Genomic DNA, 14426 nt, shown 5'->3' on the forward strand with positions numbered 1-14426 from the left:
CACCCATGGTCGCCGCCGTTTTCCATTCCCCGCCCGAAGCCACCGCAGGCGCGCCTGCACACTCCGGAGCTATCAAAAATATAGCTGCTAGCGCAATCAGCACAAGCGCTAGAGGCCCAAAAGACCTTAAAGACACCCCGCGCGGCCCGCTGCTGTCCCGCGCCTTCTGGCTGGCGGTGCTGCCGCCGCTGTGCGGCTTTGCGCTGCTTCTGGGCGTGTGGGCGCTGGTGTCGGCCGGCACGGGCGCCAGCATTCCCGGCCCGGCCGCTACCTGGCAGCAGGCGCGCGAGCTGTTTGTCGACCCGTTCTACCGCAACGGCCCCAACGACCAGGGCGTGGGCTGGAACGTGCTGGCCTCGCTCGAACGCGTGGCCGTGGGCTTTGGCTTGGCGGCGGCGGTGGGGATTCCGGCGGGCTTTGCCATCGGGCGTTTTACCTTCCTCTCGCGCATGTTCGGGCCGCTCATCAGCCTGCTGCGGCCGGTGTCGCCGCTGGCCTGGCTGCCGATTGGACTGCTGGTGTTCAAGGGCGCCAACCCGGCGGCCATCTGGACCATCTTCATCTGCTCGATCTGGCCCATGGTCATCAACACCGCCACCGGCGTGCAGCGTGTGCCGCAGGACTACATGAACGTGGCGCGAGTATTGAACCTGTCGGAATGGAAGATCGCCACGCGCATCCTGTTCCCCGCCGTGCTGCCGTACATGCTGACCGGCGTGCGCTTGGCGGTCAGCACGGCCTGGCTGGTGATCGTGGCGGCTGAGATGTTGACCGGCGGCGTCGGCATTGGCTTTTGGGTGTGGGACGAGTGGAACAACCTGAACGTGGCCCACATCCTGATCGCCATTTTCATCATCGGCGTGGTCGGCTACGCACTGGAATCCGCCCTGGTGCGCATCGCATCGGCCTTCACGTTTGAGGAGACACGCGCATGACCACCCACAGCGACACCGCCGCCGCCCTGCCCGCCCGCTCTGCGCCACCGGCTGCGCGCTACCTCGACATCCAGCAGGTGGGGCAAACCTTCAAGACGGCCAAGGGCCCGTTCACTGCGTTGCAGGACATCAACTTGCAGATCGCGCAGGGCGAATTCGTCGCCCTGATCGGTCATTCGGGCTGCGGCAAATCGACGCTGCTCAATCTGATTGCCGGGCTCACCACCCCCACCAACGGCGTGCTGCTGTGCGCCAACCGCGAGATCAAAGGCCCCGGCCCGGAGCGCGCGGTGGTGTTCCAGAACCATTCGCTGCTGCCCTGGATGAGCTGCCACGACAACGTCTACCTGGCGGTGGAACGGGTTTTCGGCGCTACCGAAAGCCGCGCCCAGTTGCGCGAGCGCACGCAGGCGGCGCTGGCGCTGGTGGGGCTGTCGCACGCCGCCGGCAAACGCCCAGGCGAAATCTCCGGCGGCATGAAGCAGCGCGTCGGCATCGCCCGCGCGCTGTCCATGGAACCCCAGGTGCTGCTGATGGACGAACCCTTTGGCGCGCTCGACGCCCTCACCCGCGCCAGGCTGCAGGACGAACTGCTGGAAATCGTCCTGCGCACGCGCAGCACCGTGGTGATGGTGACGCACGATGTGGACGAAGCCGTGCTGCTGGCCGACAAGATCGTCATGCTGACCAACGGCCCCGCCGCGACGATTGGCGAGGTGCTGCACGTGCCCCTTGCGCGCCCGCGCCAGCGCGTGGCGCTGGCCGACGACCCGGTCTACCTGCGCTGCCGCAAAGCGGTGCTGGATTTTCTGTACACCCGGCAGGCGCATGTGGAAAAGGCGGCCTGAGCGCGAGCCTGGAAAAAAGGCGGCCTTGGCCGCCTTGGGTTCAGACAAGCGGGGGGCGTTTACTGGGCGCCGCGTGCCTTCTTCACCGCGGCCTGCACCTCGTCCCACAGCGGCTGGCCCACGTTCGCGGCAATGCCGGCGTTCACCGTGCTCAGCTTGTCGCGCATGCGGTTGGCCTCCATGGGCGAGAGCTGGTTGATCTGCATGCCCTTGGCTTTCAGATCGGCCAGCGCCTTGTCGGCTTCGGCACGCGTGTCCTGGCGCTCGAAATCGCGGCTCTTCCTGGCGGCGTCCATCAGCACTTTTTGCTCGGTCTTGGACAGGCCATCCCAGTATTTCTTGCTGACCAGCACGATCCAGGGGCTGTAGACGTGGTTGGTCACCGTGAGGTACTTCTGCACCTCATAGAACTTGCTCGACAGGATGGTGTTGAACGGGTTTTCCTGGCCATCGACCGTCTTGGTTTCCAGGGCGGTGAACAGCTCCGAGAACGGCAGCGGCACGGCGTTGGCGCCCAGCGTTTTGAAGCTGTCGATGAAGACATTGTTCTGCATCACGCGCAGCTTGATGCCGTCTAGGTCTTCAAGCTTGGCGACGGCGCGCTTGTTGTTGGTCAGGTTGCGAAAGCCGTTCTCCCAGTACACGAGGCCGACAAGGCCCTTTTCCTGCAGCTTGTCCATGATCTTCTGGCCGACGGGACCATCGAGCACGGCGTCGGCTTCCTTGCCGTTGTTGAACAGGAAGGGGGTGTCCCAGATCGCCATTTCCTTGGTGATGCCCACCAGCGTGGCCGTCGAGCCGACCATCATCTCCTGCGCGCCGCCGATGAGCGCTTGCTGCATTTGCACATCCGAGCCCAGGGCGGCACCACCAATGGCGCGCACCTTCATCTTGCCCCCCGACAGCTTCTCGACTTCATCGGCAAAAACCTTGGTGGCGCGGCCTTGGTTGGAGATGTCGTTCAGGCCATAGCCGAAACGGATGATGCGGTGCTTCACCTCCTGCGCATGGGCAGCGCCCACGCTCATAGTGACAGCAAGGGTAAGGCTGGCGGCAAGGGCAAGTGACTTGATCTTCATGAAAATCTCCTTGGGGAACAGAGCAGACAAAAGGAAAAACCGCGCGGCCTCAAAACATCAGTTGGAGAGGCCAGAGCACGATCTGCGGGAACAGGACGAGCAGCACCAGAGTGACGAGGTACACCGCCAGAAACGGCATCACGCCGCGAATCACCGGCTCCATGCGCAACTGGCCAACGCCGGCCACCACATTGAGCACCGTGCCCACGGGCGGCGTCAGCAGGCCCAGACAGCCGACAAAGATGAAGACGAAGCCGAAATACACCGGGTCGATGCCGGCGCGCGCCGCCAGGGGCGCCAGCACCGGGCCGAGGATGAGGATGGTGGGCGTCAGGTCCATCACCATGCCCACGGCGAGCAGAAACAGGCACACCACCACCATGAACAGCAGCGGGCTGTGCAGCAACGGCCCCATGCTCTGCGCCAGTTGGCTGGGCAGATCGGCCAGGGTGATCATGTACGACGCTGCGGTAGCCGCGCCGCACAAAAACATCACCACGCCGGTAGTGCGCGACGCGGCGACAAACACGCGGTACACCCCGGCCAGGTTGAGTTCGCGGTACACCAGCGTGGCCACCAGCAGCGCGTAGACCGCCGCGACCACGGCTGCCTCGGTGGGCGTGAACAGCCCGGCGCGCAGCCCGCCGATGATGATCACCGGCAGGCCCAGCGCCCAGGCGCTGGAGGCAAGCGCCTGCCAACGCTCGGGCCAGGACGCGCGCTCGGCCACCGACAGCGCCTTCGATTTCGCCACGCCACGCCAGACGAGAACCAGCGCCACGGCCATCAAAATGCCCGGCACGATGCCGGCGAGGAACAGCTTGCTGATCGAGGTGTTGGTCGTCACGCCATAGATCACCATGGGCATGGAGGGCGGCACGATGGGCGCGATGATGCCGCCCGCGCCGATCAGGCCGGCACTCGACCCGTCCGGGTAGTTCTGGCGCCGCATCATGGGCAGCAGCAGCGTGGCGAGGGCCGCAGTGTCGGCAATGGCCGACCCGCTCATCGAGGCCAGCATGAGCGAGGCGGCAATCGCCACATAACCCAGGCCGCCCGGCACATGGCCGACAAAGCTGCGTGCCAGATCGATGATGCGCCGGCTCAGGCCGCCGGCATTCATCAGCTCGCCGGCCAGGATGAAGAAAGGCACGGCCAGCAACGGAAAACTGTCGAACCCGGCCTGGGTGTTCTGGGCCAGCAACTGCGCATCGAAAAAGTCGAGCTGCACCATGAGCGCCAGCGCCGTGAGCAACAGCGCAAAGGCAATCGGTACGCCCACCACCATGGTGGCGAACAGCACGCCAAGAAACAGGGCGATGGTCATGCTGCTCCCCCCATCCGCTGGCCGCGCAGTTCGGCCCAGCACTCGGCCACCAGAATCACCGCCATGCAGACACCCATGAAAAGAATGCCGCCCGCGCCCAGCGCCAGCGGGTAGTTCATCACCGGGCTGCGGCTGTCCATGCCGACCAGCACCTGCTGCCAGGAGCCGACGATCAGGTAATACAGCGAAACGGCGATGAGCCCGCGCGTGAGCCAGCGCGCCACCGTCGCCCGGCGCCCGTGCAGCCGCGCGGTCACCAGATCAAACCCCAGGTGCTGGCCCTCGCCATAGGCCAGCGTGGCAGCGATGCTGACCAGCCAGACAAACAGCAGGCGCGAGAGCTCTTCGGACACCACCCAACCCGTGCCCCACAAATACCGCTGCACCACGTTGCCAAACACCGCGATCACCATGACCAGCAGGCTGAGCGCCATCAGTGCTTCCATGGCCGTTTGAAAACCTTTGCGCATGCGCTACTCCTTTTCAGTGCCAGTGAGCCAGGCACACACGTCGGCAGACAAAGCTTCCAGGGGCCGCAGGGCGTCCACCGTGAGCACGCCGGGCTCGCCGCGCGGGCTCTCCAGCGTGGCGAACTGGCTGGCGACCAGGCTGACCGGGAAAACATGGCCCAGGCGCGCCGCGACGCGCGCACGCGCATCGCTCTCGCTCAGTTCCAGGAACACGAAGCGCAGGCCTGGCGACGCGCGCCGCAACTGGTCGCGGTAGGCGCGGCGCAGTGCCGAGCAGGCCAGCACGGTTCCGCCGCTCGACTCCGCCAGGCGCCTGGCCAGCACGGCAAGCCATTCCGTCCGGTCGGCGTCAGACAAGGGCACGCCGCTCTGCATCTTTTGCAGGCTGGTCTGTGAATGGAAGGCGTCGCCCTCCACCAGCGCCATGCCCAGTGCGCTGGCGCAGGCGGCACCCAGGCTGGATTTGCCGCAGCCGGCGACACCCATGACAACGAAAGAGCCTTCAAAGCGGCGAACAGACATCGGACAGCGCTATCCCAAAAGAGTTTTAAAAAGCCCGCTTCAGTCGCTCGGTGTCGGTCCTGCTGAAAGCGCACAGGGCACGCTATTTCAGGGGTTCCACGTCTTGCCGCAACTGCCGGACAGCGCTATCCTAAACGTTCTGCTTCCTGGCCCGTTCTCGGGAAAACCCTTGTCCACTGCCCTTCCCCGCCGCCCGCGCGCAAGCGGTCGAACTACGTTGGCCGATGTTGCCAGAGCCGCATCGGTCAGCCCGATCACGGCGTCGCGCGCCCTGCGCGGCGAGCGCGCCGTGGCGCCGGACCTGGTCGAGAGGGTCCGGCAGGCGGCGCAAACGCTCGGCTATGTGCCCGACCCAGCCGCGCGTGCGCTGGCCTCGCAGCGCAGCACCCTGGTGCCGGTGCTGGTGCCGCTGCTCTCGAACGCGCTGTTTGTCGATGTGCTGGAAGCCGTGCACCGCGGCCTGGCGCCGCACGGCTACCAGATCCTGATTGGCGTGACGCATTACGACCCGCAGGAAGAAGAAAAACTGCTGACCTCGTACCTGGCCATGCGGCCAGCGGGCCTGCTGCTGACCGGTTTTGACCGCACGGACGAGGCCCGCCAGCGCCTGGCGGCGAGCGGCGTGCCGTGCGTGCACCTGATGGAAACCACACGTGCACCCGATGTGTACTGCGTGGGGTTCTCGCAGCAGGATGCGGGCGAGCGCATGGTGCAGCATTTGCTTGATCGCGGTCACCGGCGCATCGCCTTTGCCGCGGCCCAACTGGACCCGCGCACCCTGCAGCGCGCCGAGGGCTACCGGCGCTGCCTGCGCGCTGCGGGCTGCTACGACGCCGGGCTGGAGCTGCTGAGTTCCGAGGCCTCATCGGTGCGCCTGGGCGGCGAACTGTTGGCGCAATTGCTCGACAAGCATCCAGACATTGACGCCATCTTTTTCTGCAACGACGACCTGGCGCAAGGCGCGCTGCTAGCGGCGCCGAGGCTGGGCATCCGCGTGCCCGATCAGGTGGCGGTCGCCGGCTTCAACGACCTGGCCGGCAGTGCCGAAATGCTGCCCTCGCTCACCACGGTACGCACGCCGCGCCAGGCCATTGGCGAGGAAAGCGCGCGCATGCTGCTGGCGCTGATGCGCGGCGAAACGCCGGCGCGCAATTGCATGGACCTTGGCTTTGAGCTGACCGTGCGCGAGAGCACCTGATGCCCTTTCTCAATCAAACGGCTACTTTGTCGGCTTCGCTTGGCCAGTACGCCGGTACTTGCGCTTCGCCTTCGCGCACCCGATTGATTGCGAAACCGAATGGCCCCACCGCGCTCACGTTCGCGCCCGCAGGCGCGGGCCTCAGCGCACGTTGCCGCCGATGTAGTGCGTCATCTGCTCGATGATGAATTTCTGCTCGGAAATGATGTCGGCCACCAAATCGCCAATCGAAATGATGCCAATGAGCTGCTCGCCGTCGAGCACCGGCAGGTGGCGCAGGCGCTTGTCGGTCATGATCTGCATGCACTGCTCGCTGGTCTGGTGCGGGTGCACGAACATCACGGAGCGGGTCATGACTTCGCGCACCGGCGTATCGGCCGAGGTCCGGCCCAACAAGGCAATTTTCCGCGCGTAGTCACGTTCCGTCAGGATGCCCTCGATCCGGCCATCCTGCACGACCAGCAGTGCGCCGATCTGCCGCTCCGCCATGATACGCAGGGCGTCCAGCACCGAGGCGTCAGGGGCAATGGTCTGCACCGCGGCATGGGCCTTGGCTTTCAGTATTTCTGCAACAACCGTCATAGAACCTCCCGGATGAGTCCGACACGGTAATTTCAGCCCATCCCCGCATTGCATGCAATCGGGTCCTGTCAGACGTTTGTGCTTTCGCGCAACAAGCGTTGCGAATGCGCGAAAAGGCACTCCTTAATTTGTCCTTATTATTCCTAATACCGGAATAGTCAATTTACGACTCAGCGGTTTTTAATTGCACCCTTGCGGCGTACAGTTCACCCCATCGATGAGCCGAACACACAAGGCGACTCACCGAAACCGCTCCCCAAGGGCATCAAGCTCTTCCCGCAGCGGGTCCTTTTGAAGTCGTTTTTAAGAAAGAAACCATCATGAACACCGCACGCATTCTCTCCATCGCCGCTGTTGCCGCTTTTGCCTCCATCGGCGCCCAAGCCGGCGAATTGAACGGCAACCTCTACGGCACGGACTTTGAAGCCCATGTGCAATCCACCCGCAGCAGCACCGACGTGCGCGCCGAAGGCCAGAAGGCACTGCCCAACTTCGCCAAGGGCCCCGTGGCCGACTACGCTGCACGCGCCACCAGCACCCAGGCCCGCGCTGCCGTCCGTTCGGAAGCCCTGGTCGCTATCCGCGCCAACCAGATCGCTACTGGCGAACGCAGCTAAACCGAGCGCCCGGGCGCTAGTGCGCCAGGGCGCCAGGCGCCTCCCTCTCACAAGGCCCGCACCGTGCAAACGGTGCGGGCCTTGTGCATTTCCCGTGCGATGCACCAGCCTCAGGCACAACACCCTCCAGCATGGTGCAGCCGCCGCATGCACCGCGTCCTGACATACCGCACTGCCATGGTGCCTGGAAGGGCCTCCTACAGGCGGGCACACACGGTCTTCTTCGCTGGCACGGTCATTGCATTGCACTGCATACAGGCGCGAACCCAAGGCGCCGATGTTTTGCAATTCATTCGCCCAAGGAGTGCTTCGATGAAAAAACCCAGGCTGGTCATGGTGGGCAACGGCATGGCTGGGGTGCGCACGCTCGAAGAGCTGCTCAAGATCGCCCCCGACCTGTACGACATCACGGTCTTCGGCACCGAGCCACACCCCAACTACAACCGCATCCTGCTCTCGCCAGTGCTGGCCGGCGAGCAGACGGTGGACGAGATCATCCTCAACGACCACGCGTGGTACCAGGAACACGGCATCACCCTGCACACCGGCTTTACCGTCACCGACGTGAACCGCACGCAGCGCACGGTAAGCGCCACCAGCGCAGCGGGCGAAACACTCACGGCCGGCTACGACCGGCTGATCATGGCCACCGGCTCCAACGCCTTCATCCTGCCGGTTCCGGGCAGGGACCTGCACGGCGTGCTGGCCTACCGCGACATCGCCGACACCGAGGCCATGATCGACGCCGCCACCCGCTACCGCCACGCCGTGGTCATTGGCGGCGGCCTGCTCGGGCTGGAAGCCGCCAACGGCCTGATGAAACGCGGCATGCAGGTCACCGTGGTGCACGCCGCCGAATGGCTGATGGAGCGCCAGCTCGACCGCGTGGCCGGCAAGCTGTTGCAAAAGTCGCTCACCGAGCGCGGCATGCAGTTTTTGATGCAGGCCCAGACCGCCGAGCTGCTGGGGAACGATGCGGGGCGAGTGCGTGCGGTCAAGTTCAAGGACGGCAGCGAAGTGCCGGCCGACCTGGTGGTGATGGCCGTGGGCATCCGCCCGAACACACAGCTCGCCGAAAAAATGCGCCTGCACGTGGACCGCGGCATTGTCGTCAACGACACGCTGCAGACCACCACCGACGCCCGCATCTACGCCGTGGGCGAATGCGCGGCGCACCGCGGCATTGCCTACGGTTTGGTGGCGCCGCTGTTCGAGCAGGGCCGGGTAGCGGCCAACCACCTGGCAGAGTTCGGCATTGGCCGCTACGTGGGTTCGCTCACCTCGACCAAGCTCAAGGTCACGGGCATCGACCTGTTCTCGGCCGGCAACTTCCAGGGCGGCGAAGGCACGGAAGAAATCGTGCTCTCCGACCCGTATTCGGGCGTCTACAAGAAGCTCGTCATCAAGGACGACAAGCTGGTCGGCGCCTGCCTGTACGGCGACACCGTGGACGGCAGCTGGTACTTCAAGCTGCTGCGCGACGGCCGCGCCGTGGGCGACCTGCGCGACAAGCTGATGTTCGGCGAATCGAACATGGGCGACGCCGGCCACCAGGGCCAGAACAAGGCCGCCGCCATGCTGGACACCGACGAGGTCTGCGGCTGCAACGGCGTGACCAAGGGCCAAATCTGCAAGGCCATCCAGGAGAAAGGCCTGTTCACGCTGGACGAAGTGCGCAAGCACACCAAGGCCAGCGCCAGTTGCGGTTCGTGCACCGGCCTGGTCGAGCAGATCCTCATGGCCACGGCCGGCGGCGACTATTCCGCCACGCCCAAAACCAAGCCGGTGTGCGCCTGCACCGACCACGGCCACCAGGCGGTGCGGGACGCCATCGTGCAGCACCACCTGCTGACGAGCGACGCCGTGTTTCGCTTCATGGAATGGAAGACACCCGACGGCTGCCCCACCTGCCGCCCGGCCATCAACTACTACCGGCTATCGAGCTGGCCGCACGAAGCCCAGGACGACCCGCAAAGCCGCTTCATCAACGAGCGCAGCCACGCCAACATCCAGAAAGACGGCACGTATTCCGTCGTGCCGCGCATGTGGGGCGGCGAGACCAGCGCCGCCGAGCTGCGCCGCATCGCCGACGTGGTGGACAAGTACCAGATCCCCACGGTGAAGGTGACGGGCGGCCAGCGCATCGACCTGCTGGGGGTCAAGAAAGAAGACCTGCAGGCCGTCTGGCGCGACATCGGCATGCCCAGCGGCCACGCCTACGCCAAGGCGCTGCGCACGGTGAAAACCTGCGTCGGCAAGGAGTGGTGCCGCATGGGCACGCAGGACAGCACGCAGATGGGCAAGGACCTCGAACGTGCCTTCTTCGGCATGCAGGCGCCGCACAAGGTGAAGTTCGCCGTCAGCGGCTGCCCGCGCAACTGCGCCGAGAGCGGCATCAAGGACGTGGGCATCATCGGCGTGGACAGCGGCTGGGAGATGGTCATCGCCGGCAACGGCGGCATCAAGACCGAGGTGGCGCAGTTCTTCGTCAAGCTCAAGACCGCCGAGGAAGTCATGGAATACACCGGCGCCTTCATGCAGCTCTACCGCGAAGAAGGCTGGTACCTGGAGCGCACGGTGCACTACGTGGCGCGTGTCGGGCTGGACCATGTGAAGAAAAAAATCCTCGGCGACCCGGCGGGCCGCGCGGCGCTCTGGGCGCGGCTGCAGCACGCGCTGGCGGGCGAGCCCGACCCGTGGTTCGAGAGCCAGCGGGCGCAGGTGGACGAACGCCAGTTCATCCCGATTGCCATCGCCTGATGCCCCCTGATTTCACGAAACCTCAAGCAAAAACAGCCTCTAGCGCTTATCCCATAAGCGTAACCAGCTACTAAAGGAATAGCAATGACCAATTGGACCCTCATTTGCCATGTGGACGACATTCCCCGCCTGGGCGCCCGCCGCGTGGCGCGGGCGCAGGGCCTGGATGTGGCCATCTTCCGCAGCGCCGACGACCAGATCTTTGCCCTGCTGGACTCCTGCCCGCACAAGGGCGGGCCGCTGTCGCAAGGCATCGTCTTTGGCACCAGCGTGGCCTGCCCGCTGCACAACTGGACCATTGGCCTGTGCACCGGCCAGGCCGCCGCACCCGATGAGGGGTGCACGCCAAAGTTTGCGGTGAAGGTGGAAAACGGCCAGGTCTTCCTCGACGCCGATGAGCTGGCGCGACACGCCACCACCGAGACGCGGCCGGTGGCTGGGCCTGTGGGGCGCTTGGTGGTGGCTTGAATGCTTTGGGTTTATTGGGTAGGTGTGGGGATGCAGAGGGCGGAGGCCGGGTCTCGCCCCGGCGGGCGGCCTTCTTTTCTTGCTCGTGCAAGAAAAGAAGGCAAAAGAAACACGCCCCTGCTGGCTGCGACCCCTGCGCTGCGCTGCGGGGCAACCTGCGTCGGGACGTTTGCGGGGTGCGCCGCAGAACTCGCTGCGCGCCTGCGGCGCTCCGCTCAAACAACTGCGGCGAGTCAGTTCACGAAGCATGCGCGCGCAGGCGCGCATGCCACCCCGCAATCGCCCCGCCGCAGGCGCTTCCAGAAGGGATGGGAGCCGACGCGTGCCATCGCTGCGCTCGGCCTGGCGCGGGGCCGAGCGCAGCGATGGCCCGTATCGTCTTTGCCCTTCTGGCCGTGCCGAGAAGCGCAGGGCGCGGGGTGGCGGGTGTGCCGAAGGACACACCCGCTTCGTGATCTGGCTTGCCGCGTTTGTCCGAACGGAGCGCCGCAGGCGCGCAGTGAGTTACGCGGCACACCCCGTGAACGAGCATCGCAGGTTGCCCGCAGCGAAGCGGAGGGACACGGCCAGCAGGGTCGCCCTTTCTTTGGTGACTTTCTTTCGGCGAAGCGAAAGAAAGTTACTGCGCCGCCGGGCGCACACCCCGGCCTCCGCCCTCAGCAAAGAAACAGACATCAAAAAGATAGCTAACAAACCCACCCAGTCAAGCGCCAGAGCCAAAAAACACCACAAAACCCACGCCATGCAAGAAACAAAATCCACCTGCCCCTACTGCGGCGTAGGCTGCGGCGTGGTCATCGAATCCGAAGGCAACGCCATCACCGGCGTGCGCGGCGACCCCGACCACCCGGCCAATTTCGGGCGGCTGTGCACCAAAGGCGCCACCCTGCACCTAAGCGCCAGCCCCAGCGTGACCCGCCAGATGCGCTTGCTGCAGCCGCTGGTGCGTGCCACGCGCACCCAGGCGCCGGCACCCATCGCCTGGGACAGCGCGCTCGACCTGGCCGCCCACCGCTTCGCCGGCACCATTGCCGCGCACGGGCCGGATGCGGTGGGGTTTTACGTCTCGGGCCAGTTGCTCACCGAAGACTATTACGTCTTCAACAAGCTGGCCAAGGGCCTGGTGGGCACCAACAACATCGACACCAACTCGCGCCTGTGCATGAGCAGCGCCGCCGCCGGCTACAAAGCCACGCTGGGCGCCGACGCGCCGCCCGCCTGCTACGGCGACCTGCAGCACGCCGACTGCCTGTTCATCATCGGCAGCAACACCGCCTGGGCGCACCCGGTGCTGTTCCGGCGCATCGAAGACGCACGCGCCGCACGGCCAGACATGAAAATCATCGTCGTCGACCCGCGCCGCACCGACACTGCCGCCTGCGCCGACCTGTTCCTGCAGATCCGGCCCGGCAGCGACGCCGTGCTCATGGCCGGCATGCTGCACCTCATGCAGCGCCAGGCCTGGCTCGATACCGACTACATCGCCGCGCACACCAGCGGTTTTGCCGCGCTGCAGCCGCAACTGGCCGCCTGCACACCCGAGCGCGTGGCACGCGAATGCGGCATTGCGCTGGCCGACCTGGTGCAGGCGGCGCGCTGGTTCGCCGGCGTGGCCGACGACGCCACCGCGCCGCGCGGGCGCACGCTCAGCCTGTACTGCCAGGGCCTGAACCAGAGCAGCGCCGGCACTGCCAACAACGCCGCGCTGGTGCACCTGCACCTGGCCACTGGGCAAATCGGCAAACCCGGCGCCGGGCCGCTGTCGCTCACCGGCCAGGCCAACGCCATGGGCGGGCGCGAAGTGGGCGGCATGTCGAATCTGCTGTCCGCCCACCGCGACATGGCCAACCCGCAGCACCGCGCGGAAGTGGCCGCGTTGTGGGGATTGCGCGACGTGCCCGCCAAGCCCGGCAAAACGGCAGTAGAGATGTTCGAGGCCGCGGCCGACGGCGAAATCCGCGCGCTGTGGATCGCCTGCACCAACCCGGCGCAAAGCCTGCCCCACCAAAGCGCGGTGCGCCGCGCGCTGGAGCGTGCCGAATTCGTCGTGCTGCAGGAGGCGTTTGCCCACACCGCCACGGCCGCCTACGCCGACCTGCTGCTGCCCGCCAGCACCTGGGGCGAAAAAACCGGCACCGTCACCAACAGCGAGCGCTGCATCTCCCGTGTCCGCAGTGCCGTGCCCGCTGCGGGAGAGGCGCGGCACGACTGGCAGATCGCGCTGCAGTTCGCGCAGCGCCTTGAGCAGCATCTGCGCCCCGGCATGCCCACCCTGTTCCCCTACGCCAACCACCAGGCCAGCGCCGAAGCCGCCACCGAGGCCATCTGGAACGAGCACCGCGAGAGCACGCGCGGGCGCGACCTGGACATCACCGGCCTCTCCTACGCCAGGCTGGACGCCACCGGCCCGCAGCAGTGGCCCCTGCCCGAAGGGGCGACGCATGGGCGCAAGCGCCTGTACGGGGACGGCATCTTCCCCACGCCCGACGGCCGGGCGCGCTTTGCCGTGCTCGCCGCCCAGGGCCTCGCCGAATCGCCCAGCCTGCGCTACCCCTTTCTGCTCACCACCGGGCGATTGCGCGACCAATGGCACGGCATGAGCCGCACCGGCACCGTGGCGCGCCTCTCGGGCCACGCGGGCGCGCCTTGCGTGCAGATGCATGCGCAGGACATGGCGCGCCAGGGTCTGCAGGAGGGCGCGCTCGCCTGCGTCACCAGTGCCCGCGCCAGCATCGTGCTGCCGGTAGCGGCCTGCGCGGAGATCGCGCCCGGCCAGGCCTTCATCGCCATGCACTGGGGCAGCGAATGGCTGGGCGGGCAGTCGGCGGCCGGCCGTGCGCTGGCCGGGGTGAATGCCCTCACCACGCAGGAGCGCTGCCCCATCTCGCAGCAACCCGCGCTCAAGCACACCGCCGTCAAGATCCTCAAAGTCGACCTGCCCTGGCAGCTCTGCGCCATGGCCTGGTTCCCCGAGGACGAGGCGCTGCGCGCCCGCACCGCGCTGGCCGCGCTGATGGACGCCTTCGCCTTCGCCAGCTGCACGCTGTTTGCAGCGCCATCCACTTCCGAGACCGACGCCGACGCCGACGCACCCGCGCGTACCGGCGTCTGCCTCACGGCCGCCGGGCACTACGCCGCGCCGGATGCCCTGCTCGAACGCATCGAAGCATTGCTGGGCCTGGCCAGCGAGGGCACGCTGCGCTACGCCGACCGGCGCCGGGGCCAGCGGCGAGCTGCACGCCTCGTGCCCAGCGCAGCGCACAACACCCTGGGCGCCCTGCTGCTGGCCGGCGACACGCTGGCGCAACACTGGCTTACCGGCGTGCTGCAGAACGATCTGCCGACCACTCCCTATGGCCGCATGCTGCTGGCGCCCGGCGCCAAGCCGCCGCGCGGCACCCTGGGCGCTGCAGCAGGCGCACGCCAGGTGTGCAGTTGCCTCGGCGTGAGCGAAGGCGCCATCGCCGACGCACTCTCGCGCCTGGCAGGCGACGCCGCCGCCCGGCTGAGCGCCCTGCAGGCCCAGTTGCGCTGCGGCACGCAATGCGGCTCCTGCGTGCCCGAGCTGCGCCGTCTGGTGCAGGGCACGCCGGCACAGGCACGCCCGGCTTGACGGCTAC

General features: G+C 66.5%; 12 protein-coding genes. 7 read left to right on the top strand and 5 right to left on the bottom strand.

Annotated elements, in window-relative coordinates; genetic code table 11:
* Positions 1-5 precede the first annotated feature (5 nt).
* On the top strand, positions 6-935 hold the full coding sequence (gene ntrB, locus D3F03_RS04465) for a nitrate ABC transporter permease (RefSeq protein ID WP_119108106.1): 930 nt from the start codon (positions 6-8) through the stop codon (positions 933-935).
* Positions 932-1783, top strand: a complete 852-nt coding sequence (locus D3F03_RS04470) for an ABC transporter ATP-binding protein (protein WP_119108107.1) — start codon at positions 932-934, stop codon at positions 1781-1783. Before ntrB ends, D3F03_RS04470 begins: the two co-directional genes overlap by 4 nt.
* A 59-nt stretch (positions 1784-1842) precedes the next feature.
* Here the strand turns inward: D3F03_RS04470 and D3F03_RS04475 are convergent, their stop codons facing one another.
* From D3F03_RS04475 to D3F03_RS04490, 4 genes are read right to left on the bottom strand one after another with little or no spacing between them, the layout of a single operon-like run.
* The gene (locus D3F03_RS04475; RefSeq protein ID WP_119108108.1) at positions 1843-2862 is read right to left on the bottom strand and encodes a TRAP transporter substrate-binding protein; all 1020 of its coding nucleotides are present in this window, start codon (positions 2860-2862) and stop codon (positions 1843-1845) included.
* Positions 2863-2911: 49 nt separating this feature from the next.
* Positions 2912-4189: a TRAP transporter large permease gene (locus tag D3F03_RS04480; protein WP_119108109.1), complete on the bottom strand. Its 1278-nt coding sequence runs from the start codon at positions 4187-4189 to the stop codon at positions 2912-2914.
* Positions 4186-4659 carry a TRAP transporter small permease gene (locus D3F03_RS04485; protein WP_119108110.1) on the bottom strand — a complete coding sequence of 158 codons (474 nt, stop codon included), beginning with the start codon at positions 4657-4659 and terminating at the stop codon, positions 4186-4188. The genes D3F03_RS04480 and D3F03_RS04485 overlap by 4 nt, the downstream gene beginning before the upstream one ends.
* A 3-nt stretch (positions 4660-4662) precedes the next feature.
* Positions 4663-5181 (bottom strand): gluconokinase, encoded by a 519-nt coding sequence (locus D3F03_RS04490; RefSeq protein ID WP_245960489.1) that lies wholly within the window; start codon positions 5179-5181, stop codon positions 4663-4665.
* Between the two features lie 169 nt (positions 5182-5350).
* On the opposite strand from D3F03_RS04490, the gene gntR reads away from it, so the two are divergent.
* Positions 5351-6379, top strand: coding sequence for an HTH-type transcriptional regulator GntR (gene gntR, locus D3F03_RS04495; RefSeq protein WP_245960490.1), 1029 nt, complete (start codon positions 5351-5353; stop codon positions 6377-6379).
* Between the two features lie 141 nt (positions 6380-6520).
* On the opposite strand, the gene D3F03_RS04500 is transcribed toward gntR, so the two are convergent.
* Positions 6521-6961, bottom strand: coding sequence for a CBS domain-containing protein (locus tag D3F03_RS04500; RefSeq protein ID WP_119108113.1), 441 nt, complete (start codon positions 6959-6961; stop codon positions 6521-6523).
* Positions 6962-7281: 320 nt separating this feature from the next.
* Here D3F03_RS04500 and D3F03_RS04505 point away from each other — a divergent pair, with 320 nt between their 5' ends.
* From D3F03_RS04505 to D3F03_RS04525, 4 genes are all read left to right on the top strand, one after another.
* Positions 7282-7578, top strand: a complete 297-nt coding sequence (locus D3F03_RS04505; RefSeq protein WP_119108114.1) for a DUF4148 domain-containing protein — start codon at positions 7282-7284, stop codon at positions 7576-7578.
* Positions 7579-7890: 312 nt separating this feature from the next.
* Entirely contained in the window at positions 7891-10338 is a 2448-nt protein-coding gene (gene nirB, locus D3F03_RS04510; RefSeq protein ID WP_119108115.1) for a nitrite reductase large subunit NirB, read from the top strand.
* A gap of 84 nt (positions 10339-10422) precedes the next feature.
* Positions 10423-10806, top strand: coding sequence for a nitrite reductase small subunit NirD (nirD, locus tag D3F03_RS04515; RefSeq protein WP_119108116.1), 384 nt, complete (start codon positions 10423-10425; stop codon positions 10804-10806).
* A gap of 742 nt (positions 10807-11548) precedes the next feature.
* Complete coding sequence (locus D3F03_RS04525) at positions 11549-14419, top strand: nitrate reductase (protein ID WP_119108118.1); 2871 nt, start codon at positions 11549-11551, stop codon at positions 14417-14419.
* The last annotated feature ends 7 nt before the right edge of the window (positions 14420-14426 follow it).

Origin of the sequence: Simplicispira hankyongi (assembly GCF_003570885.1) — a bacterium.
Classification (GTDB): domain Bacteria; phylum Pseudomonadota; class Gammaproteobacteria; order Burkholderiales; family Burkholderiaceae_C; genus Simplicispira; species Simplicispira hankyongi.